This window comes from Micrococcus sp. iso_26, from assembly GCF_056172975.1.
The window spans coordinates 623,108-648,230 of record NZ_CM149652.1 but is presented as its reverse complement, the minus strand read 5'-3'; the positions used below and the strand labels follow the sequence as shown (position 1 = coordinate 648,230).

Genomic DNA, 25,123 nt, shown 5'->3' with positions numbered 1-25,123 from the left:
GCGGCGCGCGCCAGAGGGTGACAAGGGACGGAGCGCGGCGTCGTCGGCGGGGTGGCCCACGCGACGACGGCGCGGCGGCTAGGCATCAGCGCGGGGTCAGCGGGGCCCGCTGAGGCCGCGCAGGGCGCCACGGTGCTGGAGCACGTGCAGGTCCCAGCGCGAGCTGAGCCCCTCGAACAACCCGATGCCACGCCGGGAGTTACCTTGCTCGTCCAGGCGCGGCGACCACGCGGCGAGGCCCAGGGCCCCGGGCACGGCACCGAGCAGCGCGCCCGAGACGCCGGACTTCGCGGGCACGCCGACCTCAGCCACCCACTGGCCGCTGGCGTCGTACATGCCGCAGGTGAGCATCACGGACATCGTCTGCTGCGCCACCCACTCGTCCAGCACCCGCTCCCCCGTCACGGGGTTCTTGCCGCCAGCGGCGAGGGTGGCGCCCATGACGGCCAGCTGGGGTGCGGTGACCAGGACCGAGCACTGCGCGAGGTACCCGGCCACGGCCTCGCGGGCCGAGATGGGCAGCCGGCCGGCGTCGGCGAGCAGGTGGGCCAGGCCCAGGTTGCGGTCGGCGCGGGTGCGTTCGGCGTCGAGGACGTCCTCGCAGACCTCCAGCTCGACGCCGGCCAGCGCGCTGTAGCGGCGCAGCAGCAGGGCCGTCCGCTCGTCCTCGTCCCCGGCGGGCAGGAGGGAGTGGACCAGGATGGCGCCGGCGTTGATCAGCGGGTTGCACGGCCGGCCGTCGTCGTGCAGGGACAGGTGGTTGAACGACTCACCGGAGGGCTCGACGCCCACGTCCTCCAGCACGTGGTCCAGGCCGATCTCCTGCAGCACCACCGCGTAGGTGAGGGCCTTGGAGACCGACTGCAGCGCGAAGGCGTGCTCGGTCTCCCCGGCGGCGGCCTGGTGGCCGTCCACCGTGCACACCGCCACGGCGAGGCCGTCCACATGCTGGCCGGCGACGTCCTCGAGGTAGTCGGAGGGCTCGCCGCGGCGGTCCGACTCCACCTCGCCGAGCATCGCGCGCAGGTCGTCGTCGAATCGCGTCGTGTCCATTCCTGTCACAGTAGTGGACGGGCGCCCGGGTCGCGGGCGGGCACCGGGCCGGTCACGGTGTGTACTGGACCGGGCGTTCGGGCCCAGCGGCAGGCCCAGCCACCTCCAGCCGATGACCATGCCGGTGCACGCGGGCAGGAAGGCGATCGAGGACGGGAGCATCGTGGCGATCAGGGAGCCGATGCCCATCTTCCGGTCGTACCTCTGAGCCACCGCGATGATCAGCGGGACGCTACGCGGGCGACGGAGGGTGAAGGCAAGACCCGGGAACCCGGGCCGGGGCTATCGTCGGGGGATGGACGTGCGGATCGGGACCTCCGGCTGGACCTACAGGCACTGGCGCGGGACCTTCTACCCGCAGGGGCTGCGGATCGCCGACCAGCTCGACCACTACACGGAGCGCTTCCGGACGGTCGAGCTCAACGGCTCCCACTACCGCTGGCCGGCGGACAGCACCGTCGAGGCATGGCGCGAGCGCCTGCCCGCCGGCTTCGAGATGGCCGTCAAGGCCTCCCGCTACCTCACCCACTACCGCAAGCTCAACGAGCCGCAGGACTGGGTGGAGCGCATCGTGCACACCCTGGACCTGCTCGGTGACCACGCCGGGCCGCTGCTGCTGCAGCTGCCGGTCAACCTGCACCGCGACGACGACCGACTCGCCGGGTTCCTCGGCCTGCTGCCCGAGCGGGTGCGCGTGGCGGTGGAGGTCCAGCACGAGTCCTGGCTGGACGAGGACGTGTTCGACCTCCTCGACCGGCACGGGGCGGGGTTCGTGGTCTCGGTGATCGCCGGGCGGGAGCCGGTGCTGCGCGCGACCGGCCGCCTCGCCTACGTGCGCTTCCACAACGCGGACCCGGACTGGCGCTACGGCGGATCGTTCTCCGACGCCGAGCTCTCCCCCTGGGTGAAGCGGCTGCGGGAGCTGACCGGCGCGGACGCGGCGGGCGCGCGCCCCGCCTACGTCTACTTCAACAACGACAACCACGGCCACGCCGCGTTCAACGCGCTGACGCTGCGCAGGATGGCGGAGACCGAAGCCTGACACGTGCCGAGCGCGTGCCTAGCGTGAGGAGGAAGCGGCGGCCGAGCGCCGCCGTCGTCCCCCGAGAGCACAGGAAGGCAGACGCACATGACCCTCATGCAGATCCCCACGGACCACGGCACGATCGGACTGAACGTGGAGGAGGCCGGCCACGGGCGTCCCGTGGTCCTCATCCACGGCTGGCCGCTGACCCTCGACTCGTGGAAGGACCAGGTCGCAGCCCTGTCCCCGCACTACCGCGTGATCACCTATGACCGGCGGGGCTTCGGTGCCTCGGAGAAGCCCGCCGGCGGGTACGACTACGACACGATGACCGCCGACCTGCACGGTCTGCTCACCGAGCTCGACCTGCGTGACGTGACGCTCGTGGGCTTCTCGATGGGCGGTGGCGAGGTGGCGCGCTACATGTCCCGGTTCGGCGCGGACCGGATCCACTCGGTGGTGTTCGCCGGCGCGGTGCCCCCGTACCTGCTGAAGACCGACGACAACCCCGACGGCCCGCTGACCGAGAAGCAGGCCGCCGAGATGCGCGCGGGTCTCGAGAAGGACCGCGAGTCGTTCTTCGACGACTTCACGACGACGTTCTTCTCCACCCCCAAGCTGGCCGGCCTGACCAGCAGCCTCAAGGTCACCGAGGAGCAGCGCCAGGAGGCCATCCGGATGGCGCTGCAGTCCGACCAGACGGCGGCGCTGGCCTGCATGGACGCGTTCGGGGCCACCGACTTCCGCCGCGACCTGCCGGCAGTGACCGTGCCGGCCCTGGTCCTGCACGGCGACGCCGACCAGATCGTGCCGTTCAAGGGCTCCGGCAAGCGGACGCACAAGGCGATCGACGGCAGCCGCGTCGAACTCGTCAAGGATGCCCCGCACGGCTTCAGCATCAGCCACTCCGAGGAGTTCAACCGGATCCTGCTGGAATTCCTGGCGGAGTGAGGGGGCAGGTAGGCCCACCAGAGTGCTGAACGCGACACGGCGCTCGTGGGGGTGGTGCATGCCATCCACCACGGCGCCGACGCTGACCTGTCAGGCTCGATCCGACGCCGTGATCACCCGGAGCGCGGGATCAGGCCGACCGGCCGGCAGAACCGCGCGTCAGGACGTCGAGTACGAAGCCGATCGGCCCATGACGGGTGCGCGCGTCCTGAAATAGGCCAGATCGGAACTGCGAGCCCCGGTCCTCGTGCACCAGGCACCCAGCCACCACGGCTGCACCGCCGCGGCCTGCGACGGCCTTGTTCGCGCAGAGACAGAGCTTCTCCTCAGCCGTGAAGTGCTTCCTGATGTCGGTCAGTCAGAGCCTGCGCGGCGCTTCTGGAGCGGGCTGGCGCACAGACCGAGGTGCTGTCGATCCATGACGGCGAGATTCAGGCGCGTGAGAAGGGTCTGCCATGAGTTTGCTTGACACGAGTTATCAGGCGGCGGCAGCCGCCTGGACTGATTGAACCATCTCGAACTCGACAGGGGTGAGCTTCCCGAGACGGGCCTGCCTACGACGGCGGTGATAGGTCCGCTCGATCCAGCTCACGATCGCGAGCCGGAGCTGGTCGAAGGACTGCCAGCGACGCCGGTTCAGCACGTTCTTCTGCAACAACGCGAAGAAGGATTCCATTGCCGCGTTGTCCCCAGCAGCACCGACCCTGCCCATCGACCCGACCAGGCCGTTGACCCGGAGCGTCTCCACGAACCGCCTGGCTCGAAATTGGGCGGGTTCAACCGGTCGTTGCAACACCGTGCGTTGAGAGCGAGCGTAGCTGCTCGGCGAAGACCTCCGCGGGAGTCTTCCAGTCCAGGACCTTCCTGGGCCTGTTGTTCAGCGTGTACGCGACTGCTGCGAGGTCCTCGGCCGACCATCTCGACAGGTCCGTGCCCTTGGGGAAGTACTGCCGCAGCACCCCGTTCGTGTTCTCGTTCGTCGGCCGCTGCCACGGCGAGTGGGGGTCAGCGAAGAACACTCTCGTGCCCGTGGCCATCGTGAACTGGACATGCCCGGCCAGCTCCTTGCCCCGATCCCACGTCAAGCTCTGACGCAGCTGCTCCGGCACCGTCGTCATCGCCTTAGTCAGGGCCGCGGTCATCGCCTCGGCCCCGTACCCGCCCAGCGACGGCCCGTTCTTCACCGGCGGCTGCTCACCCCATCCCTGCAGGCGGGGAAGGTGGACCAGAAGCGTGGCCCGGCTCTTCCGCTCGGCCAGAGTCCCGATCGCTGAACGCTCGGTCCCGATAATCAGGTCCCCTTCCCAGTGCCCGGGCACAGCACGATCAGCGGCCTCAGGTGGGCGCTTGCTGAACACCACGTCCTCGGTGACGTGGCCCTGGGGCTTGTTCCGGGTACGTGCCCGCGGCTCGCGCAGAGCCCGTCCGGTGCGTAGGCACCCGACGAGTTCGCGTTTGAGTGCGCCCCGTCCCTCGACGAACAGGGACTGATAGATCGCCTCGTGAGAGATCCGCATGGACACATCATCCGGGAACTCCAGGCGCAGCCGGTGGCTGATCTGCTCAGGGCTCCACGCCGTGGATCACCGCCGGTCCGCCCGGCGCGGTTTCATCTTCCGCCCCTTGAAACCGGGCCCGACCGGTCCCGGCACGGCCACGCCATCGGGGCCCAGGACCACCCCGTTCAGGCGTGCCTGGACGTAGTCGTGCAGTCGCTGGTTCGTGGCCAGCTTCGCCGGCTTGGGCCGCCTGGCAGCTTCCTGGGCCTTCCACTGCGCCACCGTGGCCCGGTACTCCTGCTTCCCGGAACGAGTGGCGCAGTTACGGCGCAGCTCACGGCTGATCGTGCCGGGATCACGTCCCAGCGTGCGTGCGATCTGACGGACCCCCTGGCCCTGTGTAAGCGGCCATGAAAAGCTGCCCATAGGTGGCCAGGGAATGACCCGCTGACGGCCATGAGGACTGCCCAGTGATGGCCACGGGAACTGCCCGGTGCTGGCCATCTGGTTTGCCCGCGTTGCTCGTTGCCCGCCGCGTCGTGAGCCGGCGGGGGCCTCCTCCCCGGGTTGGATATCGGTGTCGAATCGAATCCAGCGAGGAAGAGGCCCTGAATGAAGGATGCCGCAGAAACCATGAAAATACTCAGTGCCTATGACCTGACCAAGTCATTGCGGGGCGCCGCCGAGCTGGCCGGTTGCTCCCATCACACCGTGGCCCGGCTGGTGCGGGCCCGCGACGCCGGCCAGACCCCTGGATCCGGAGCCAGCCGCCCGAAGGTCACCGATGTCTGGCTGCCCAAGATCGAGGAATGGGTCGAGGCCTCCACGGGCAGGATCCGCGCCGATGTCGTGCACGCCAAGCTCACCGCAATGGGCTACACCGGCTCTGAGCGCTCCACCCGGCGGGCGGTGGCCGAGGTGAAGGCCGCCTGGCGGGCCGGGAAGCGCCGGGTGCACCGGCCCTGGATCACCGAGCCGGGCGCATGGCTGCAGTACGACTTCGGCGATGGGCCGGCGATCGACGGGGCCAAGACGGTGCTGTTCGTGGCCTGGCTGGCCTGGTCCCGCTACCGGATCGTCATCGCCCTGCGTGATAGGACGGCTCCGAGTGTGTTCGCCGCCCTGGACCGGTGCTTCCGGCTGATCGGGGGCGCGCCGACCTATGTGCTGACGGATAACGAGAAGACAGTGACGGTCTCTCATGTGGCCGGGGTGCCGGTGCGTAACCAGGCCACCGTGGCGTTCGCTCGGCATTACGGCGTGGAGGTGCTGACCTGCCAGCCAGCGGATCCGGCCGCCAAGGGCGGGGTGGAGAACGCGGTGAAGCTGGCCAAGGCCGACCTGGTCCCGAAGGACACCAACCTGCGGGACCAGTACGCCTCGTTCGCTGAGCTCGAGGCCGCCTGCGCGGGGTTCATGGCCATGGTGAACTCCCGGGAGCACCGGGTGACCCGGCGCCGCCCGGACCACATGCTCGCCGAGGAGACCAGCGCGTTGCATCGGATCCCCGCCACGGCGCACACCGTGGCCTACGGGGTGGGACGGAAGGTGCCGGAGAACACGCCGATGGTCTCCTTCGAAAACGCCCAGTACTCGGTGCCCGCGCACCTGCTCGGGGCCGAGGTGTTCGTGCGCCATCACGGCACCGGACCGGACTCGATGGTGGTGATCATGCACGCCGGTGCGCAGGGGCCGGTGGAGGTCGCCCGGCACCGGGTGGCCCGGCCCGGGTCCCCGGCCATCGACGACGCGCACTTCCCCGGCCACGAGACGGACAAGGTGCCCGGGGACTACACCCCGGTGCCCCGTTCGGCGGCGGAGGCCGAGTTCCTGGCCATCGGGGCCGGAGCGAGGACCTGGCTGGTGGAGGCCGCCGCGGCCGGCACCAGCCGGATCGGTCAGAAGATGGCCGAGGCCGTCACCCTGGCCAAGCTCGCCGGCACCGACCAGGTCGACCGCGCCCTCGGGGTGGCCGCGGTGCACCAGCGCTTCGCCCACGGCGACCTGGCCTCCCTGCTCACCGCCGCCGGCCACCGCACCGGGATGCACACCGCCACCGAGGAACGGTCCCTGACCCAGGGCACCGCCGGCTGGGCCGGCCTCGGTACCTCCAACACCGAGGGGGCAGCCCGGTGAGCATCCACACCCCGAACACCGCCGCACCGGCGCTGCCGGCCGATTTGGAGGCGCTGTTGCGGCAGCTGAAGATGCCCCACGCCCGCGGTATCGCCGCCGAGGTACTGGCCACCGCCCGGGCCCAACGCTGGGAGCCGGCCGAGGTCCTCAAGGCCCTGCTGGTCGAGGAGACCACCGGTCGGGCCCGATCCATGCTCGCCGCCCGGCGCAAGGCCGCCGGGTTCCCCACCGGCAAGACCTTCACGACCTGGGATCCGGGCGCCTCCTCGATCCCGGCCCCGACCCAGCAGTCCCTGCGCACCCTGGAATGGCTCTCGCGCAGAGAGAACCTCGTGGTCTGCGGGCCCTCCGGCACCGGCAAGACCTTCTTCCTCGAGGCCCTGGGCCAGCAGGCCGTGGAGGAGGGCAAGCGGGTGGCCTGGTTCACCCTGGAGGACCTCGGGGCGATGATCCGGGCCCACCGGCCCGATGACACCATCACCAAAGCCGTCGCCCGAATCCTGCGCGCCGACCTGATCGTCATCGACGACATCGGCCTGCTGCCGGTCGCCGACGATGCCGCCGAGGGCCTCTACCGCATCGTGGACGCCGCCTACGAGAAACGCTCCGTAGCGATCAGCTCGAACCTGCACCCGGCCGGCTTCGACGAGCTGATGCCCAAGACCCTGGCCACCGCCACCGTGGACCGGCTCCTGCACCACGCCCACGTGTGCCAGACCACCGGAGACTCCGTACGGATGACCCAGGCAATGGCCGGGAAGGGAGTCATGCCACTGAACTGATCCCATCACGGTGGCCAGCACCACCACCCAAACGGGCAAACCAGCTGGCCACCAGTGGGCAGTTCTGATGGCCACCAGCGGGAAGAAACACTGGCCGCCTATGGGCAGAACTCAATGGCCCTTGACATCCCGGGGAGGGCTGAGCACGAAGATCCATCAGCTCGTCGATGGGACCGGGCTGCCGCTGGTCAGCCTGATCACCCCCGGCCAAGCCGGGGACTCCCCGATGCTGCTGCCGCTGCTGGGGCGGCTGCGCGTGGCACGGCCGGTAGGGCGGCCCCGGACCCGCCCCGAGGCGGTGCTGGGCGACAAGGCGTACTCCTCCCGGGCGATCCGCACCCACCTGCGTGCCCGCCGGATCAAAGCCGTGATCCCCGAGCCGGCGGATCAGCAGGGCCACCGCAGGCGCCGCGGCTCGGCCGGTGGCCGTCCCGTGGGCCTGGACTCGCAGGCTTACAAGGGCCGGAACGTGATCGAGCGCCAGTACGCGCACCTGAAGCAATGGCGGGGCCTGGCGACCCGGTACGACAAGTACGCGATCGTCTACCGGGCCGCCGTGGTGTTGAACGCTGTGCTCGCGTGGTCCAAACGATTGTCAGACATGCCCTAGCTCTCGTTCCGTCTTCGGGAGAGGCTGGCGAGGTACTCGTTGTAAGAGTCGAGTTCGGCGTCCTCGGCTTTCTGTCGCTGTCTCGAGGTGCGCACGTCGCGGGCTCGCCAGCGGGACAGGCAGACGATGAGCACTACGAACATCGGCAGCTCCGCGTAGGTCCATACCAGCGTGCCGGCGATCGCCTGGTCGATGACGGGGTCATGGCTGCCTGTGGGGGTGGCGTATGCGCTGAACAGCGGTGTGGCGGTACGGAGCAGGATCAGGCCGAAAATGGCGTGGATCTGGATCTCGACGGCGATATCGACGAATCGTGCGGCGAAGGAGGGTTGGCGCGGTAGCGGATCGGAGGACCATAGCGGTGTTGCCGAGACGATGCCGAGGACGAGGATGACGAAGAGCAAGGCGTCCTGGCCGAAGGGGATGCGCATGATGACGCTGATCGCGTCGGTCAGGTAGAGGACCGGGTACAGCAGTATCGCAATGACGATGGCGACCACAGGGTGCAGTGCGGCGCTCCAGAATCGTGAGCGCAGTCCCCCGTGCGCGGCACGGAGCACGAGACGCCCGAGGCCGGTGTGCGGTGTGCTGCGCAGGAGCAGCAGCCCGGGTGACCCTGCGATGAGGAGCGGCGGAACGACGGTCAGCAGGGTGATCTGCTGGAACACCAGCGCTGTGATGGATTCCGTCGCGAGACGGTTCACACCGAACATCGTGATAGCGAAGATCAGGGCGCACCCGATCAGGAACGATGCTGTGCGGGCGATCGCCCAACGGCGCCTGTTTCGCCACATCCAGATCGCTCCTCGCAGATACAGTGCCGCGAACAGCAGAGCGGCGATGCCGACGGGTGAGCCGGTGAGGGGTTCGAACGTGACCCACTGGTCGATCGGCGGCACAGCGAATTTCCCTTCATCGAGGCGATCAAACGTCGGCGACTTCGGCCGCGGTGGTGGTGCCGGAGCGGGGTCAGGTGAGGCCGGAGTAGGAGTGGGGCCTTGGCCCTTGATCGTGGACACGGTGTCGGTTCGGTTATGCCGCTTCCGCAAGCGGCACCGGCTCCCAGGGCAACCAGGTACAAGGGAATCTGCCACCGCTCCAGCCAGCCGATCATGTACTTCCTTTCCGGGCGAGGACCTTGCCTCCATCCTCACGGAGCTGCCCGGTTGTCGCGACGTGGCGGTAGAGGGCCTGTTGGACAAGGAACCTACTGCCTGCCCTTCTCGGTTTCCCAACCTGTGTCCGGCTTTGCCGACAGCTCGGCTCCTCACGCCTCAGGTAGTGCCCGAGCGCCAGCCCTGCTTGGCGGGCGCCGATCACTAGCACGTCGGTCTTGGCCATGGTGTGGTTTCTCCTCGTTGCGGGCGCGTGGGCGGGCCGTAGTGCGGCTGGTGTGTCAGTAACCGGTGAGGGCCGGGAAGAAGGTCCAGAACACCGAGGCGGCCACGGCCACATAGGCGATGGCCACCAGGGTTCCGGCCCAGCCGGCGGAGAACCGCACCACCGCGGCGTGCGCGGGGATCACGCCGTGGGCGAGGTTGCGCACGGTGAGCAGGATGAACAGCGGGATCATCGCCGCCCACACGATCATGCAGTACAGGCACAGGATGTGGATCTCGAACAACGCCTGGGACCACAGCCAGATGGTGAACACCGTGCCGGCGGTGACCCCGGCCTGCAGGCCGGCCCAGTACCAGCGCCCGGGGCTCGCCCCGGAGAGGGTCACCATGGCGGTGGTGATGACCACGGCGAACGCCACGATGCCGATCAACGGGTTGGGGAAGCCGAACAGCTCGGACTGCCAGGTCCCCATCACCTTCCCGCAAGACACCCAGGGGTTGATGTCACAGCTGGTGATGTACCCGGCATCCTCGTACAGCTCCAGGCGTTCGAGCACCAGGATCGCCGAGGCCACCCAGCCGACCACCCCGGTGATCAACAGCACCAGGCCGAACGGACGGTGCCGGGCGACAGTCGGTATCCCCGCTACGTCGGAGGCCTGCCCGGTACCGGCAGGGCGGTCGGTGGTGGTCGTGGGGATCGTCACGGGTGAATTGGTGTCGGTGTCGGGGACACTCATGGGCCCGGTCAGTCCGTCGTGGCGGCGGCGTCGACCTCGGCGCGGAACTGCTCGAGGGTGTTCAGAGTGAGCATCTGTCCGTCCAGGAAGAAGGTCGGGGTGCCCTGCACGCCCAGCGCGGTCCCGTCGGCCACGTCGGCCTCGATGCGGTCGCGGGTGGCCGGGTCAGCCACCGCGGCATCGTAGGCGGCCATGTCCAGGCCGAGATCCTCGGCGTAACCGCGGAACACCGGGCTCCGGTCCTCAGTGGTATGGCTCCACTGCTCCTGGGTGTCGAACATCTGCTGATACATCGCCTCGTACTGTCCCTGCTGGCCGGCGGCTTCCACGGCTACGGCGGCGGTCATCGAGTTGGGATGTCCGGGCAGCGGGAAGTAGCGGTGCACAAAGGTCACCGTGTCGGCGTACTCGGCGCGCAGTTCTTCCACGACCGGGTAGGCGGCCTTGCAGCCCTCGCACTCGAAGTCCAGGAACTCCACCAGCACGGCCTGCTCGTTCGGGGCCTTGGACAGTACCCGGCTGTCTGGGCGCATCACCGGCGTGGCCTCCGAGGGGGCGCTCTGCCCGGTCCCGGAGGAGGCAGTTTGCCCGGAGCCCTGGGGGGCGGCGTCGCGGGGGCCGCTGGCGGCCACCACTCCGACGATCAGCCCGGCCAGCACCACAGCGGCCAGTACGACCCAGACGATGGTCTTGGCCTTGCGGGATGTGGTGCCCGGTGTTGACGGATCAGAGGGGGTCGGATTGCGGGTCGGTGTGCTCACGAAGGGATCCGTTTCGGTCGGTGGCGACGGCACCCTGCCGTCGGGGTGGGAATGAGCTGGGGCTGGGATGCAGGGGTGGGTCAGGGGTGGAGGGTCTCAGTGTGGGGGTGGGTGGCCGGTTCGATTTGGAAGGTGGAGTGTTCGATGGGTACTTGGAAATCCTGGGCCACGCACCGTTGCAGGTCGGTCAGCACAGTGCCCAGGTGCGCGGCGGTCAGGCAGCCGTTGTGCACGGTGACGTGCGCGGAGAGCACGGGGGTGTCGGAGTCGATGCGTGAAGCGTGCAGGTCATGGACCTCCAGCACGTGCGGCAGCTCCGATAGCCGGATGCGGACCGCCTCCAGGTCCAAGCCCTTGGGGGTGGTCTCCATGAGTACGTCGATGGTGTCGCGAAGCAGGATCAGGGCTCTGGGCACGATCAGTGCGGCGATCAACAGGGACACCACCGCATCGGCGCGATTCCAGCCGGTGGTGGCGATCACGATCGCCGAAACGATCACTGCGACCGATCCCAGGGCGTCGTTGAGTACCTCCAGGAACGCGGCCTTCATGTTCAGGTTCTCACCTCGGGAAGAGGCCAGGATCGCCAGACCGATGAGGTTGCCAGCCAAACCGATCACCCCGAACCAGAGCATCGCGGTGGATTCGACCTCGGGGGGTTCGATGAGCCGGCGTACGCCCTCCACGGCTACGAAGCCGCCCACGGCCAGCAGCACCGCGGCCTGCGCGGCCGCGGCGATGATCTCGGCGCGCTTGTACCCCCAGGTGCGCTTGTCCGTGGCCGGGCGCAGCGCCAGGGTCGCGGCGGTCAGGGCGATCAGCAACCCGGCTGAGTCAGTAAACATGTGCCCGGCGTCGGCCAGCAGGGCGTGTCAACTTGTCTGTGTAAGCGGGGTGGTCACAGGTAGGGGTTGATCCGGTCGGGGTAGGCCGCGGCGAGCTGGGCGAGGGCCTGCTTCCAGTTCGTGACGGCCTGGCCTTCGACGAGCCGGCCCTGGGCTTTGCGCTGGCCGGCGGGTTTGCCCCGGTCCCGAGCGCGTTCGGCGGCGCGTTTGTCTTCGATGTTGCAGATCGCCAGCCAGAGCAGCTTCACCGCCGCCTCGGTCGAGGGGAAGTGGCCGCGGTTCTTGGTCACCTTCCGTAGCTGGAAGTTCAGCGACTCGATGCTGTTGGTCGTGTAGATGACCTTGCGGAGCATGGGTGGGAACTGCAGGAACGGGATGAACCGCTCCCAGGAGTTCGCCCAGGTCGCGGCTGCAGACGGGTACTTCGTGCCGAGCTCGGAGGCCTCGAACTCGGCCAGCGCCTTCCTCGCGGTCTCTTCGTTGGGGGCGGTGTAGATCGGCTTCAGCGCGGCGGCGACCTTCTTGCGGTCCTGGTAGGCCACGAACCGCATCGCGGCCCGGATCAGGTGAACCACGCAGGTCTGGACCATCGAGTCCGGCCACGTCGCCTCGATCGCCTCCGGCAGGCCCTTGAGCCCGTCGCAGCACACGATCAGCACGTCCTGCACGCCCCGGTTGGCGAGATCGGCGCAGACGTGGGCCCAGAACGCCGAGCCCTCGGTGTCCTGGACCCAGATCCCCAGCACGTGCTTGATGCCCTCGAGGTCCACGCCGACGGCGATGTAGGCGGCACGGTTGAGGACCTGGCTGTTCTCTCGGATCTTGATCCGGATTGCGTCGAGATAGATCACCGGATAGAACTCCTCCAGCGGCCGCGACTGCCACGCCAGGACCTCTTCGCTCACGGCGTCGGTGATGTTGGAGATCGTCTCGTGCGACAGGTCCGTGCCGATCGTGGAGGCCAGGTGGTGCTGGATGTCCCGGATCGTCATTCCGCCGGCATAGAGGCTGATGATCATGTCATCCAGGCCCCCGAGGCGCCGCTGGCCCTTGGGCACCAGGCGCGGGGTGAACGACCCGCCCCGGTCTCGCGGGACGTCCAGCTCGATCGGCCCGACCTCGGACTCCACGGTCTTCGGGGTGGTCCCGTTGCGGGAGTTGGCGTGCTTCGGCGCCTCGCTCGAGCCCTTCTCGTAGCCCAGATGGCTGGTCAGCTCGGCCTGCAGGCCCCGCTCGAGCGCGGCCTTGACCAGCGCGGGCACGAACCCGCCGTCACCGGTGAGCTCGACGCCGCCCGCGTCGATCTGCGCGAACAGGGCATCAAGCTGCCCTGAGGCTTTCAGCTGCTCGACCAGGTCCTGGCCCGAGGGCTCGCCTGGGTTCTTCTCGTCGATCATGGTCATGATTCTTACCGTTCCTCTCGGTACGGCTTACACAGACCATCTGACACGCCCGGCCAGCAGGGCCAGACTGCCCGAAGCCAGCGCGCCGATGACCTCGGCGACCATGATCGTCGCGGTGATGGAGAAGACCACGGCCAGCCGGCCCCGCCGGCCCGCCGCCGGAAGAGCATGGGAATGATCGTGTCCGCTCATACCGGGGTCTCTTCCACTCGATGAATCATCAGCTTAACGTCACCATCCTGTCCGGCGATACTGAAGGCACGCTCAATGCGCACAGCAGGCGCAATCCGCCCCGCAGCCATCGCCGTCCTTCTCGTTCTGGTCCCCGGCGATCAGCGCGGAGGCGGGGGTGCAGCAGGCATCCCCGCGCCAGGCCTCCACCCCTTCCTTGAGGGCGACGGCGGCGATCACCAGGGCCGCGACTGGGTCGGCCCAGGTCCAGCCCAGGGTGCTGTTGAGGACCAGGCCCACCAGCAGGACCGCCGAGAGGTAGGTGCAGATCAGGGTCTGTTTGGAGTCGGCCACCGCGGAGGCGGACCCGAGTTCGCGGCCAGTGCGCCGCTCGAACCAGGACAGGAACGGCATGATGGCCAAGCTCACGGCGGCCAGCACGATCCCCACCGTGGAATGCTCCGGTTGCCCGGCCCCGAACAGGGTGCGCACGGCGTCGACGGTGATGAAGGCGGCCAAGCCGAAGAAGGAGAAGGCGATCAGGCGCAGCGCCACCTTCTCCCGGCGGTGCGGGTCCGGGGTGGCGAACTGCCAGGCCACCGCGGCGGCGGAGAGGACCTCCACGATGGAGTCCAAGCCGAAGCCGATCAACGCGGAGGACGAGGCCACGGTGCCGGCGGCCAGGGCGATGGCCGCCTCGATCACGTTGTAGGTGATGGTTCCGGCCACGATCCAGCGGATCCGGCGGTGCAGGACCGCACGGCGGTCGTCCGTGAGGGGCTTGGAGCTCAGCGTGAGGGTGCTCATGCGCAGGTGCATCCCGCAGCGGAGCAGCAATCCGGGTCGATGGTCAGCGTCAACTCCAGCAGCTCCCCAAGGGTCTGGCCCAGCCGGGGGTCGGCCAGGGCGTACCAGACGTTGCGGCCCTCGGCGGTAGTGGTCACCAGCCCGCAGCCGCGCAGGCAGGCCAACTGGTTGGACATCACCTGCTTGGACACCCCCAGCTCCCCGGCCAGCGCCGACGGGCGGGCCGGCCCATCACGCAGGGCCAGCAGGATCCGGGTCCGGGTGTCATCAGAGAGGGCATGGCCCAGTCGGGACAACGCCGAGACATGAGTGAGGGTCGTGGTGCTCATGCCTAGAACGGTACAGCATAACGTGTACCCTTGTCGGGGTGCCGCCCGGCAAGCGGCCGGCACCATGGCCCGATCCCAGGAGGTCCGCGCAACTAGGGCGTGTCTGAGAATAGATGCACGAGTCAGCTGAGACCCTGGGGACATGTCCCGGTTCCAGATGCTCTCTGACACCCAATGGGAGTTGATCGCCCCGATGCTCCCGACCCGGACCGGCCGCGCCGGCAGGCCGTTCGCCGACGCCCGCACCATGGTGGAGGCGATCATCTACCGGTACCGGTGCGGAATCGCTTGGAGGGATCTGCCCGAGGTCTACGGGCCCTGGCAGACCGTGTGGACCTGGCATCGGCGCTTGGCCGAAAAAGGCACCTGGGACACGGTGCTGGCCACGCTGACCGCCGCCGCTGACGCCGAAGGCCTGATCGATTGGTCGGTCTCGGTGGACTCCACGATCGCCCGCGCCCACCAGCACGCGACGAACATCACCCGCCACACAGGGGGATGGATCGAACTACAAGAATCCGCGTGAGGAGCCGGCCGATCACGGCATCGGGCGCTCCCGTGGCGGGCTGAGCACGAAGATCCATCAGCTCGTCGATGGGACCGGGCTGCCGCTGGTCAGCCTGATCACCCCCGGCCAGGCAGGGGACTCCCCGATGCTGCTTCCTCTTTTGGAGCAGCTGCGCGTGACCCGGCCAGTAGGGCAGCCCCGGACCCGCCCCGAGGCCGTGCTGGGCGACAAGGCGTACTCCTCCCGGGCGATCCGCACCCACCTACGCGCCCGTGGGATCAAAGCGGTCATCCCCGAACCAGCCGACCAGCAGGGCCACCGCAGACGGCGCGGTGCCCGCGGCGGGCGCCCCATTGGCCTCGACGCGGCCGCCTACAAGGGCCGCAATGTCATCGAGCGCCAGTACGCGCACCTGAAGCAGTGGCGGGGTCTGGCGACCCGGTATGACAAGTACGCGATCGTCTACAGGGCCGCTGTGGTCCTGAATGCTGTGCTCGCGTGGTCGAAGGCATTGTCAGACACGCCCTAGCAGCAGCGCTCGGCGTCTCACAGAGCGGCATCTCACACCGGCTTCGCGCGCGGGTGGCCTTTACGTTGGAGGAGCTGGCCACCATCGCGGAGGTCTTCGACATCACGCTCGCGGAGCTGCTCGGCCCGGTCATCCTCCAGGCACGAAGAAGCCCCCACACCGACATGGTCGGTGCAGGGGCCTCTGCTCGGCTCCCCCGGTTGGATTCGAACCAACAACCCTTCGATTAACAGTCGAATGCTCTGCCGTTGAGCTACGGGGGAATGTGCCGCGAACCGCCGGAGCCGTTCGGACAACGGATGGAACTCTACCAGAGCCCCCGCCCGCGTGCCACCCGGCCGCGGGGCGCCGTCGTCGCCCTGCCCGCCCCCGGGGACCGGCGGCCCTTGCCAGGCACGGCTCCGGCAGGCCTACCGTGCGAGGACATCCCCAGAATCATCAGGAACGGACCCGAAGGAGAGACGTGTCCATGACCATCACGACCCTCACGCGTAAGACCGCCCTGACCGGCACGGGCGTGCTGGCCGCGCTCGCCCTCGCGGCTTGCGGCACCACGGCCGACAACGGCGACGACGGCTCCGTCTCGCCGGAGGTCGACGCCTCCTCGGCAGTGGCGAGCACCCCCGCCACGGACGACGCCTCGACCACGTCGGCCTCGGCGTCGTCGTCGGCGTCGTCGACGGCCGCCGCGGCCAGCAGCGGCTCGGGCACCGGCCAGGCCGACGACCCCGCCTACGCGGTGATCGACGCGGTCCTGGAGAAGCACGGCGACGGCATCATCGTCGAGGTGGACGCCAACGATGACGACACGACCTGGGAGGTCGACGTCGTGGTGGGCGAGGAGGTGAAGGAGCTGGACGTCACCGCCGACGGCGACATCACCGAGACCGACCGCGAGTCGGATCTCGAGGACGTCCAGAAGGCGAAGGACGCCGAGGTCACCGCCCAGCAGGCACTCGACACCGCCCGGGAGGGACGTGACGGGGTGACCCTGGACAAGATGGACCTGGACGACGACAACGGCACCCTCCAGTGGGAGGTCGAGTTCGACCGCGAGGACGGCTCGGACGGCCCCGAGGTCGAGATCGACGCCAGGTCCGGTGAGGTGCTCACGGTCGACGAGCACTGACGCCGCGCGGCCAGCCGGCCGCCGTCTCCCGAACGAAAGCGCGTCTGGGGCCGCCGTTTCCCGAACGAAAACGGGTGGGGGTCAGTCGTCGGCGCGGAGGGCCCGGCGGCGCGCCTCCAGGTCCATGAGCTCGCTGTTGAGGCGGGTGAACTCGGCGGGGTCGCCCTCGGGGCCGAGCCGCTGCAGGCGCCCGAGCAGCTCCTCCTTGCGGTGCACGATCTGCAGGGCGAACAGGCGGTTCATGATGTCCCGGCAGTACCGGTCCACATCCTCGGGAGTGCGGGCGGGCAGGTCGCGGACCGCCAGCTCGGAGACGACGCCGGCCACCTCCTGGGGCACGGCGTCCCGCACGGCGTCGACCCAGCGCTGCGGCGTCGCCCCCGCCGACCCGGCCATCTTCACGCCCTGGTGGACGGCGGCGTACTGCGGGACCGTGAAGCGGGCGGCGTACAGCGCGGTCCACTGCTCCGCGGAGAGCAGGGTCGGATGCTGCAGCACCACCTCGAGGGACTCACGCTCCCGACGGGCGACGGGGTCGCGCGGATCCACCGGCACCACGATCCGCGGCGCCGGGGCGGCGGCCTCCCCGTGGCGGCCCGTGGGCCCGATCGCCTGCCCGTCGTCCGCCAGGGCTGGCCGCGCCTCGGGCTCGGGCCCCCGCCGCGGCGCGCGCCCGGCCGCGACCACGGCGCGGTGCACGGCGTTCGGGTCCAGACCGAGCCAGCCGGCCAGCTCCCGCTCGTAGCCGGGACGCAGGACGGCGTCCTTGATGCCCGCCACGATCGGCGCCGCGTGGCGCAGGGCACCGGCGCGGCCCTCCACGGTGTCGAGGTCGTAGTCCTTGAGCCCGGCCCGGATCGCGAACTCGAAGAGCGGGCGCCGCGAGGCGATGAGCGCGCGCACCGCCTCGTCGCCCTTCTGCATGCGCAGATCGCACGGGTCCATGCCGCTGGGCTCCACGGCCACGAACGTCTTGGCGAGGAAGCGGTGGTCCTCGTCGAACGCCTTGAGCGCGGCCTTCTGCCCGGCCTCGTCGCCGTCGAAGGTGAAGATCACCTCGCCGCCCGTGCCGTCGTCGGAGATCAGGCGGCGGGCCACCTTGATGTGGTCCGCGCCGAACGCGGTGCCGCACGTGGCCACCGCCGTCCCGACACCGGCCAGGTGGGCCGCCATCACGTCCGTGTAGCCCTCGACGAGCACCAGCTGGCGCTCCTTGGCGATCGTCCGCTTGGCCAGGTCGATCCCGTAGAGCACCTGCGACTTCTTGTAGAGCGGCGTCTCGGGGGTGTTGAGGTACTTGGGCCCGGGGTCGTCGTCGTACAGCTTGCGCGCGCCGAAGCCGATGGTCGCGCCGGTCATGTCCCGGATGGGCCAGAGCAGGCGGCCGCGGAACCGGTCGTACAGGCCGCGCTGCCCCTCGGACACCAGCCCGGAGGCGCGCAGCTCCTCGTCCCGGAACCCCTTCTGCCGCAGGTGGTCCAGCAGATGCGACCACCCCTGCGGGGCGTATCCGAGGCCGAACTGCGCCGCGTGCTCCTGTGTGAATCCCCGCTGGGTGAGGAAGTCGCGGGCGGCCTGGGCCTCAGGCGAGCCGAGGGCCCGACGGAAGAACTCGTCCGCCACCTTGTTCGCCTCGAACAGGCGACGACGGCGCCCCGTCTCCGCCTTGTCCGGGCCGGTGCCGCCGTCCTCGTAGTGCAGCTCCACCCCCACGCGGGACGCCAGCCGCTCCACGGTCTCCGTGAACGTGGTGTGCTCGAGTTCCATCAGGAAGCTGATGACGTCCCCGTGCGCGCCGCAGCCGAAGCAGTGGTAGGTGCCCACGCCGGGGCGCACGTGGAACGACGGCGTCCGCTCGTCGTGGAACGGGCACAGCCCCTTGAATGAGCCCACGCCCGCCGAGCGGAGGGTGACGAACTCCTCCACGACGGCCTTCAGATCCGTGCGCTCGCGGACGAGGTCGATGTCCTTGCGCACGATCAGTCCAGCCATGCGGACCATTCTAGGGACGGGGCGGAGCGGTCAGCCCCGAGCGGAACCGGCCTCCGTGGACGGCTCGGCCTCCGCTGCGGCCTGTGCAGGACCGGTCCCCGCCGCGCGGGGCGCTTCGGTCCGCGCCGCGCCCGCTCCCTCGGACGCGGGACGCCCGGTGGCGGGGTCGATCACGGGCAGCGCGCCGGTGGCCGCCTCGACCAGCGGATGGAACAGCGCGGCCGAAGCCAGGCCGCCGTGACGGCGGCGCGCCGAGGACACGAACGAGAGGCTCATGTCGCCCACCATAGCGACCCGCGACCGTGATTCCGGTCACGGGAAGGCAACATTCTGGGCGGTCAGGTCACGGTTCGACGCGCGCCCGCCCCCGCGGACTGCCCGTGCAGCGGCAGCAGCCGGGGCACCAGCCGGACGAGGCTCACCATCACCCCGAGCTCCACGAGCGTCTGCGTCACCACCACGAGCGGGGCCGGGTCCAGGCTCGCCGGCAGGGCCAAGGTCAGCGGCAGCACGACCAGGGAGTTCCGCGTCGCGCCCGAGAACACGAGCGCCCGCCCGGCGGGCACGTCGAGGCGCGCCCACCGCGCAGCCACCACGCCGAGGGCCACCGTCACGGCGGCGAACGCCGCGAACAGGGGCACGACGGCGGCCAGCGCGGGCAGCTGCTCCCCCACCCCGCGGATCTGTGAGGCGACCACCGTGAACAGCGTGACGACCATGAGCGGGACCATCGCCGCCGTGCACCCGCGCACCACCCCGGCTGCCGTGCGGCGCACCCCGCCGCGGCCGCGCGCCGTGCCCCACTGGAGCAGCGCCGCGAGCGCGAGCGGCGCCAGGATCAGCAGGACCAGCGCACGGACGAAGGGCCCGGCGTCGACGGCGGCGACCGCCTCCGGACCGGCGAACGCCCGCAGCAGCACGGGCAGCACGACCAGCTGGACGAGCATAAGCAGCGGAGCGGCCGCCAGCAGCCTCTCGGCCACCCCGCCCGCGAGCGCGGTGAACGCGATGACGTAGTCCACGCACGGGGCCAGCAGCACGAGGAGCACGCCCACGAGCAGCGCGTCGTCGTGGGCCACGAACCGACTCAGCCCGAACACCACCGCCGGCACCACCACGAAGTTCAGGACCAGCAGGGACGCCAGGAACCTGCCGTCCCGCAGGCCCGCGCCCAGCGCGGGGAACGGCACCGCCAGGAACGTCGCCAGCGTACGGAGCGATCCGGACGGGGGCTGACCCCTACGCTGGGGGCCATGCCCACCGCGCCCGCCCCGCCCCAGGACGCCTCCACTCCCCTGCACGTCGCCGTCCGCACGCTCGACGCCGCGGCGCTCGCCGCGGCCGGGCACACGGCGGCGACCGCCGTGGCCGCGGTCTATGCGCACGCCGTCGTGCGCGGGGCCGCGTCGTTCTGGCTGGACTCCGCCCTGCCGGACCCGGCCGAGGCACGCTGGTCCGTGGCAGGCGACGGGCTGGATGTGCTCGGCGAGGAGCATGGCCGTGCGCCCTCCCCCGGCCCGCGGCTGGTCCGGCACGACGACCCCGCCGATCCGGACCGCGCGTGGGCGGACCTCGCGGCCGCGGCCGCACCCCGGCCGGTGGTCGGCGGCGAGGGGCTGCCCCTGCGCGGCGGCCTGGTCGGCTGGCTCGGCTACGAGCTCGGCCTGGCGGATCTGGGGGTGACACCGCCCTCACGTCGAGCCGAGGACCCCGCGTCCCTGCCCGCGCAGTTCTGGGTGCGCCCGTCCCGCTACGTCGTGGCGGACCACGCGGCCGGGGTGCTGCACTGCTGCGTGGCCTCCCTCGATCCGACCGCCGCGGAGACCGGGGCCGACCGCTGGGCAGGGGACGTGCGCCGCGCCCTCGCCGCGGCCCGCCGCGCTCTCGAGACGGCGTCGGGCGACGTCGTCGTGCCCCCGCCGCGGGACGCCGGCCCGGGACCACAGGCCGACGAGGAGGCGCCGGGCACGTGGCGCGAGGACCGGGCGGCGTACGCCGAACAGATCGCCCGCTGCCGCGCCGCGCTGCACGCCGGCGACTCCTACGAGCTGTGCCTGACCACCCGCTTCGACGCCGATCCCGGGCTGCGCGTGGACCCGCTGGTCCTCTTTCACGAGCTCGCCGCGCACCAGCCGGCCCCGTATGCGGCGCTGCTGGAGCACGGCACGGGCGCCCGCCGGTGGGCCGTGGTCTCGGCCTCACCGGAGCGGTTCCTCGCCGGGCGCGCGGGCCGGTACAGCACCAAGCCGATCAAGGGCACCGCCGCCCGCCTGGCCGACCCGGTCGCGGACGCCGAGGCCGCCCGCGCGCTCGCCGCCGACCCCAAGACGCGCGCCGAGAACCTCATGATCGTGGACCTGCTGCGCAACGACCTCTCCCGGGTGTGCGAGCCCGGCTCCGTGCAGGTGCCCTCCCTCATGGCGGTGGAGAGCTACGCGAGCGTCCACCAGCTCGTCTCCACGGTCACGGGGACCGCGCGGGCCGGCGTCGAACCCGTGGACGTGGTGCGGTCCCTGTTCCCCGGCGGGTCGATGACGGGCGCGCCGAAGCGACGCAGCGTCGAGCTGCTGGCCGCGTGGGAGGCCTCCCCACGGGGGGTCTACTCCGGGGCGCTGGGGATGCTGAGTGCGGACGGGACGACGTCGTTGTCCGTCGTGATCCGCACGGCCGTGCTCGCCGGGGGCCGCTGGTCCGTGGGGGCCGGCGGGGCGATCGTCGCGGACTCGGACCCGGCCGCCGAACACGACGAGGTCCTCCTCAAGGCCCGCGGCCTGCGCCGAGCCCTCGCCCGCGCCGCCGGCACGGGACTGCCGACGACGGCGCCCGACGTCGCCTGACCCCACCCTGTGGTTCGGGGGCGATATTCGGCGGTATTCCGACGGAATAACGCCGCACACCGCCCCCAAACGAGGGGGGCGCCCACCCGTGCCGCCTGCCTAGGCTGGGGACATGGCCGATCCGCACCCCGTCTTCGCCGCCTCCGCGCCCGACCTCGACCCTGACGCGCTGAACGCCGTCCGCGCGCTCGTGGCCGCCGCCGAGCGACCCGTGGTGCTTTCCGGGGCGGGGATGAGCGCCGAGTCCGGCATCCCCACGTTCCGCGACGCCCAGACCGGCCTGTGGGAACGGTTCTCCGCGGAGGAGCTCGCCACAGAGGAGGCGTTCCTCGCCGATCCCGCGCTCGTGTGGTCCTGGTACCGGTGGCGTGCCCGGATGGTGCGAGCCCGCCGACCCAACCCGGGGCACGACGCCGTCGCCGCCTGGCAGCGCCGCACACCCGGTCTGGAGGTGGTCACCCAGAACGTGGACGACCTGCACGAGCGCGCCGGCGCCCGGGTCCTCGCACACCTGCACGGCTCCCTGTTCGAGCACCGCTGCGCCGAATGCTGGGCCCCCGCCGACGTCGACCCGGGCGCGCCTGCGGACGAGGCGACGGCCGGCTCCGAGGCCGACCTCGAGGCGATGCTCCGCGAGGCACCGCCGTCCTGCACCGTGTGCGGGGACGGGCTGATCCGCCCGGGGATCGTGTGGTTCGGGGAGATGCTGCCGGCCGATCCCTGGGACCGCGCGTTCGCCGCGCTCGAGGACTGCGACCTGTGCGTCGTCGTCGGCACCTCGGGCATCGTCCAGCCGGCGGCGTCCCTGCCGTTCGTGGCGCTGGGGGCCGGAGCCGCCGTCGTCGAGCTGAATCCGGTGGAGACCGAGCTGAGCGGCGCGGTCACGCACATCCTGCGGGGTCCCGCCGGCGCGGTGCTGCCCGCGCTGCTGGACCCGCCGGTCAGAGCCAGACGCGCCGGAACTCCGCGCCCTGCACCAGAGTGTGATGCCACTCGACGGCGGTCGAATCGGTGAGCGAGGCGATCTGGTCGATCACCACGCGCCGCCGGGCTGCGTCGTCGGGGGCCTGCGCCCAGTCGAACGCGAACATCGGCTCGAGGTACCGGTCCCCCGTCGCGTCGAGCAGCGTCACGAGCTCCGCGAGCACCTCGCGCTGCCGCGCGTAGAGCGGCTGGCGCTGCTCCGCGGTCATCACGTAGGCCGCCGCGATGCCCTTCATCACGGCGATCTCGGTCTCCGTCTCCTCGGGCACCACGACGTCGGCCCCGTGGCGGGTGAGCGGCTCGTTGCCGAACACCTGGCGCGTGGCGTCGAAGGCGGCGCTGCAGAACCGGCCGATCAGCTGGCTCGTCATGTCCTTCATCGCCGCGAGCGCCCGCCGGGAGCCGTCCATCTCGGAGACCCACACGTCGGTGGCCTCGAGGCGGGCCAGGGCCGCGTCGACCTCGGCCGGGTCCGTGTGCGGCAGGTACCACTGGCGGGTGGTCTCCACGACGCGCTCCCGGTGCTCCGGGATGGCCAGCCACTTGAGCTGGAACACGGCGTTGACCACGCCGTCCTCGACGTCGTGCACGGAGTAGGAGATGTCGTCCGCGAGGTCCATGACCTGGGCCTCCATGGACGTGCGCGTGCCGGGCACCCCGGCGCGGAACCAGCGGAACACGGGCAGGTCGTCCTCGTAGACGCCGAACTTGCGCGAACGCGTGCCGTCGGGGCGCAGCGGGGCGTCCTCACGGGTCCATGGGTACTTGCATGCGGCGTCGAGGGCGGCGCGCGTGAGGTTCAGGCCCGCGGAGGAGCCGTCCGCGAAGAGCTTCTTCTGTTCGAGGCGGGCCAGCAGGCGCAGGGTCTGGGCGTTGCCCTCGAAGCCGCCGACGTCCTCGCTGAGCGCGTCGAGCGCCTTCTCCCCGTTGTGCCCGAAGGGCGGGTGGCCGAGGTCGTGGGACAGGCAGGCGGTGTCCACGAGGTCGGGGTCGCAGCCCAGCGACCGGCCGAGCTCACGCCCCACCTGCGCCACCTCGAGCGAGTGGGTCAGGCGGGTGCGGGCGAAGTCGTCCGCGTCCGGGGCGACCACCTGGGTCTTGGCCCCCAGCCGGCGCAGGCCCGCGGAGTGCAGCACGCGGGCACGGTCCCGCTCGAAGTCCGAACGGTAGGAGGACTTGGGCGGCTCGGGCAGCCACCGCTCCCGGTCCCACGGCGTGTAGCCGGGGGTCTGCACAGCGCGGCCGGCATACGGGGGCCGGCCCTCGGGGCCGAACAGCACCGGCTGGTGGGCGGCGCCGGTCCAGGGCGACGACGGCGCGGCGGGCGCTCCGGCGGCGGGCTCCGGCGTCGTGGGCTCAGCCACCGGAGACGTCCAGCTCGGCGGCCTGGATCATGGCCTGCTGCTCGGCATTGAGCTCGCGGGAGTCGAGCCAGCCGTCCGGCAGGTGCGGGCGCTTGGGGGCGCCGGCCCGGCCGCGCGGGCCCTCGGCGGCCTCGCCCGGATAGGGCTGGTCCCGGTCCACGCGGGCGAGGATCTCGCGCATCGTGGCGAGGTCCGGGACGGTGGACAGCGCGGTGCGGATCTCCGAGCCCACGGGGTAGCCCTTGAAGTACCAGGCCACGTGCTTGCGGATGTCCCGCAGCGCCTTGAGCTCGTCGCCGCCGAAGGTGTCCACGAGCAGCTCGGCGTGGCGGTACAGCGTGTCCGCGACCATGCCCAGGGTCGGGCGGAACCGGTCCTGGCGGCCCTCGAAGGCGGCCTGCAGGTCCCCGAACAGCCAGGGCCTTCCCTGGCAGCCGCGGCCGATCACGACGCCGTCCACGCCCGTGCGCTCGACCATCGCGATGGCGTCCTCCGCGGACCAGATGTCGCCGTTGCCGAGCACGGGGATGTCCGGCAGGGCCTCGCGCAGCCGGGCGATGTCGTCCCACACGGCGGTGCCCGAGTAGAACTGGCGCGTGGTGCGGCCGTGGAGGGCGACGGCGGCGACGCCGAGGTCGCGGGCCGTGCGGCCGGCGTCGAGGAAGGTCAGGTGGTCCTCGTCGATGCCGCGGCGCATCTTCACGGTCACCGGGATGTCCTTCTTCGAGGCCTCGGTGACGGCGGCCTTGACGATCGAGGCGAACAGCTCCGACTTCCATGGCAGGGCCGAGCCGCCGCCGCGCCGGGTCACCTTCGGCACGGGGCAGCCGAAGTTCATGTCGATGTGGTCGCAGCGGCCCTCCTCGACCAGCATCCGCACCGCCGCGCCGGTGGTGACCGGGTCCACGGAGTAGAGCTGCACGGAGCGGGGCACCTCGTCCGGGTCGTGCTGGATGATCCGCATCGACTCGGGCTTGCGCTCGACGAGCGCGCGGGCTGTGACCATCTCGTTGACGTAGAGGCCGCCGCCGTACTCGCGGCACAGGCGGCGGAACGCGGTGTTCGTGATGCCGGCCATCGGGGCGAGCACCACGGGGACGTCGATGGTCAGCGGCCCCAGCCGCAGCGGGGGCAGGGTCAGGCGGTCCGTCGTCGGGGCGGGGTGGCGGGCCTCGTGGAGCTGATCGTCGTCGGTGATGCGTCGACCCGCGCCGGCGGACTTGGCGTAGTGCGCGGCGTGGAGGTCGGCGACGTCGTCGGCGTCGGTCACCGCCGCGGCGGGGAGGGTGTGGGAAGAAGTCATGTCGGACCCCATTCTTCCATTCCGCC

The 25,123-nt window shown here is 70.8% G+C and carries 23 protein-coding genes, 1 tRNA gene and 4 pseudogenes; 10 read left to right on the top strand and 18 right to left on the bottom strand.

Annotation, left to right across the window (positions count from 1 at the left end; all coding sequences use genetic code 11):
- Positions 1-96: 96 nt before the first annotated feature.
- Positions 97-1,272, bottom strand: coding sequence for a glutaminase A (gene glsA / locus AC0VX0_RS02990; RefSeq protein WP_257746616.1), 1,176 nt, complete (start codon positions 1,270-1,272; stop codon positions 97-99).
- A 76-nt stretch (positions 1,273-1,348) separates the two neighbouring features.
- On the opposite strand from glsA, the gene AC0VX0_RS02985 reads away from it, so the two are divergent.
- Positions 1,349-2,095 (top strand): DUF72 domain-containing protein, encoded by a 747-nt coding sequence (locus tag AC0VX0_RS02985; RefSeq protein WP_170721237.1) that lies wholly within the window; start codon positions 1,349-1,351, stop codon positions 2,093-2,095.
- An 87-nt stretch (positions 2,096-2,182) separates the two neighbouring features.
- Positions 2,183-3,028, top strand: a complete 846-nt coding sequence (locus tag AC0VX0_RS02980; protein WP_010079170.1) for an alpha/beta fold hydrolase — start codon at positions 2,183-2,185, stop codon at positions 3,026-3,028.
- A 478-nt stretch (positions 3,029-3,506) separates the two neighbouring features.
- On the opposite strand, the pseudogene AC0VX0_RS02975 reads toward AC0VX0_RS02980, so the two are convergent.
- Positions 3,507-3,800 (bottom strand): annotated as a pseudogene (locus AC0VX0_RS02975) (integrase core domain-containing protein); the annotation flags it as partial.
- A gap of 4 nt (positions 3,801-3,804) precedes the next feature.
- Positions 3,805-5,148: pseudogene (locus AC0VX0_RS02970) on the bottom strand (IS30 family transposase).
- On the opposite strand from AC0VX0_RS02970, the gene AC0VX0_RS02965 reads away from it, so the two are divergent.
- The 3 genes and pseudogenes from AC0VX0_RS02965 to AC0VX0_RS02955 form a co-directional block, all read left to right on the top strand.
- On the top strand, positions 5,140-6,663 hold the full coding sequence (locus AC0VX0_RS02965) for an IS21-like element ISMlu14 family transposase (protein WP_031943827.1): 1,524 nt from the start codon (positions 5,140-5,142) through the stop codon (positions 6,661-6,663). The pseudogene AC0VX0_RS02970 and the gene AC0VX0_RS02965 overlap by 9 nt on opposite strands.
- Positions 6,660-7,445, top strand: coding sequence for an IS21-like element helper ATPase IstB (istB, locus tag AC0VX0_RS02960; RefSeq protein WP_010078636.1), 786 nt, complete (start codon positions 6,660-6,662; stop codon positions 7,443-7,445). Before AC0VX0_RS02965 ends, istB begins: the two co-directional genes overlap by 4 nt.
- Before the next feature lie 127 nt (positions 7,446-7,572).
- Positions 7,573-8,055, top strand: a pseudogene (locus AC0VX0_RS02955) (IS5 family transposase); the annotation flags it as partial.
- Here the strand turns inward: AC0VX0_RS02955 and AC0VX0_RS02950 are convergent.
- From AC0VX0_RS02950 to AC0VX0_RS02910, 9 genes and pseudogenes are all read right to left on the bottom strand, one after another.
- The gene (locus tag AC0VX0_RS02950; RefSeq protein ID WP_036317477.1) at positions 8,052-8,954 is read right to left on the bottom strand and encodes a cytochrome c oxidase assembly protein; all 903 of its coding nucleotides are present in this window, start codon (positions 8,952-8,954) and stop codon (positions 8,052-8,054) included. The pseudogene AC0VX0_RS02955 and the gene AC0VX0_RS02950 sit on opposite strands and share 4 nt — an antisense overlap.
- Before the next feature lie 211 nt (positions 8,955-9,165).
- Positions 9,166-9,396, bottom strand: a complete 231-nt coding sequence (locus tag AC0VX0_RS02945) for a hypothetical protein (protein WP_168167992.1) — start codon at positions 9,394-9,396, stop codon at positions 9,166-9,168.
- A gap of 55 nt (positions 9,397-9,451) precedes the next feature.
- A complete protein-coding gene (locus AC0VX0_RS02940) occupies positions 9,452-10,102 on the bottom strand; it encodes a vitamin K epoxide reductase family protein (protein ID WP_020624358.1) in 651 nt (216 codons plus the stop codon).
- A 41-nt stretch (positions 10,103-10,143) separates the two neighbouring features.
- Positions 10,144-10,896, bottom strand: coding sequence for a DsbA family protein (locus AC0VX0_RS02935; RefSeq protein ID WP_036317487.1), 753 nt, complete (start codon positions 10,894-10,896; stop codon positions 10,144-10,146).
- 80 nt (positions 10,897-10,976) lie between these two features.
- Positions 10,977-11,762, bottom strand: a complete 786-nt coding sequence (locus AC0VX0_RS02930) for a cation diffusion facilitator family transporter (RefSeq protein ID WP_257997763.1) — start codon at positions 11,760-11,762, stop codon at positions 10,977-10,979.
- Positions 11,763-11,794: 32 nt separating this feature from the next.
- On the bottom strand, positions 11,795-13,138 hold the full coding sequence (locus AC0VX0_RS02925; protein ID WP_012750929.1) for an IS256-like element ISMlu11 family transposase: 1,344 nt from the start codon (positions 13,136-13,138) through the stop codon (positions 11,795-11,797).
- 57 nt (positions 13,139-13,195) lie between these two features.
- Positions 13,196-13,336: pseudogene (locus AC0VX0_RS02920) on the bottom strand (cation diffusion facilitator family transporter); the annotation flags it as partial.
- A 72-nt stretch (positions 13,337-13,408) separates the two neighbouring features.
- On the bottom strand, positions 13,409-14,122 hold the full coding sequence (locus AC0VX0_RS02915) for a cation diffusion facilitator family transporter (protein WP_036317504.1): 714 nt from the start codon (positions 14,120-14,122) through the stop codon (positions 13,409-13,411).
- Positions 14,119-14,451, bottom strand: coding sequence for an ArsR/SmtB family transcription factor (locus AC0VX0_RS02910; RefSeq protein ID WP_020628509.1), 333 nt, complete (start codon positions 14,449-14,451; stop codon positions 14,119-14,121). The genes AC0VX0_RS02915 and AC0VX0_RS02910 overlap by 4 nt, the downstream gene beginning before the upstream one ends.
- Before the next feature lie 142 nt (positions 14,452-14,593).
- Between AC0VX0_RS02910 and AC0VX0_RS02905 the strand changes: the two genes are divergently transcribed.
- Together AC0VX0_RS02905 and AC0VX0_RS02900 are read left to right on the top strand one after the other, a co-directional pair.
- A protein-coding gene (locus AC0VX0_RS02905) for an IS5 family transposase (protein ID WP_102708157.1) occupies positions 14,594-15,488 on the top strand; the annotation gives its coding sequence in 2 pieces (ribosomal slippage) (positions 14,594-14,950 and positions 14,952-15,488; 894 coding nt in all).
- A complete protein-coding gene (locus AC0VX0_RS02900) occupies positions 15,458-15,718 on the top strand; it encodes a helix-turn-helix domain-containing protein (protein WP_083325321.1) in 261 nt (86 codons plus the stop codon). The genes AC0VX0_RS02905 and AC0VX0_RS02900 overlap by 31 nt, the downstream gene beginning before the upstream one ends.
- Here AC0VX0_RS02900 and AC0VX0_RS02895 read toward each other — a convergent pair.
- Positions 15,680-15,751: transfer RNA gene (locus AC0VX0_RS02895), tRNA-Asn, on the bottom strand. The two genes, AC0VX0_RS02900 and AC0VX0_RS02895, sit on opposite strands and share 39 nt — an antisense overlap.
- A gap of 206 nt (positions 15,752-15,957) precedes the next feature.
- Between AC0VX0_RS02895 and AC0VX0_RS02890 the strand changes: the two genes are divergently transcribed.
- Positions 15,958-16,617: a PepSY domain-containing protein gene (locus AC0VX0_RS02890; RefSeq protein ID WP_070709229.1), complete on the top strand. Its 660-nt coding sequence runs from the start codon at positions 15,958-15,960 to the stop codon at positions 16,615-16,617.
- Between the two features lie 81 nt (positions 16,618-16,698).
- Here the strand turns inward: AC0VX0_RS02890 and dnaG are convergent, their stop codons facing one another.
- The 3 genes from dnaG to AC0VX0_RS02875 form a co-directional block, all read right to left on the bottom strand.
- The gene (gene dnaG, locus AC0VX0_RS02885) at positions 16,699-18,609 is read right to left on the bottom strand and encodes a DNA primase (RefSeq protein ID WP_102708158.1); all 1,911 of its coding nucleotides are present in this window, start codon (positions 18,607-18,609) and stop codon (positions 16,699-16,701) included.
- 30 nt (positions 18,610-18,639) lie between these two features.
- Entirely contained in the window at positions 18,640-18,885 is a 246-nt protein-coding gene (locus tag AC0VX0_RS02880; RefSeq protein WP_070708491.1) for a hypothetical protein, read from the bottom strand.
- Between the two features lie 62 nt (positions 18,886-18,947).
- Positions 18,948-19,817 (bottom strand): arsenic resistance protein, encoded by an 870-nt coding sequence (locus tag AC0VX0_RS02875; RefSeq protein WP_377636141.1) that lies wholly within the window; start codon positions 19,815-19,817, stop codon positions 18,948-18,950.
- 45 nt (positions 19,818-19,862) lie between these two features.
- Between AC0VX0_RS02875 and AC0VX0_RS02870 the strand changes: the two genes are divergently transcribed.
- Together AC0VX0_RS02870 and AC0VX0_RS02865 are read left to right on the top strand one after the other, a co-directional pair.
- Complete coding sequence (locus tag AC0VX0_RS02870) at positions 19,863-21,446, top strand: anthranilate synthase component I family protein (protein WP_377636126.1); 1,584 nt, start codon at positions 19,863-19,865, stop codon at positions 21,444-21,446.
- Positions 21,447-21,558: 112 nt separating this feature from the next.
- Positions 21,559-22,461, top strand: a complete 903-nt coding sequence (locus tag AC0VX0_RS02865) for an NAD-dependent deacylase (protein ID WP_100058776.1) — start codon at positions 21,559-21,561, stop codon at positions 22,459-22,461.
- Here the strand turns inward: AC0VX0_RS02865 and AC0VX0_RS02860 are convergent.
- Complete coding sequence (locus tag AC0VX0_RS02860; protein WP_081374446.1) at positions 22,388-23,794, bottom strand: deoxyguanosinetriphosphate triphosphohydrolase; 1,407 nt, start codon at positions 23,792-23,794, stop codon at positions 22,388-22,390. The two genes, AC0VX0_RS02865 and AC0VX0_RS02860, sit on opposite strands and share 74 nt — an antisense overlap.
- Complete coding sequence (gene dusB, locus AC0VX0_RS02855; RefSeq protein WP_241251975.1) at positions 23,787-25,097, bottom strand: tRNA dihydrouridine synthase DusB; 1,311 nt, start codon at positions 25,095-25,097, stop codon at positions 23,787-23,789. Before dusB ends, AC0VX0_RS02860 begins: the two co-directional genes overlap by 8 nt.
- Positions 25,098-25,123: the final 26 nt, after the last annotated feature.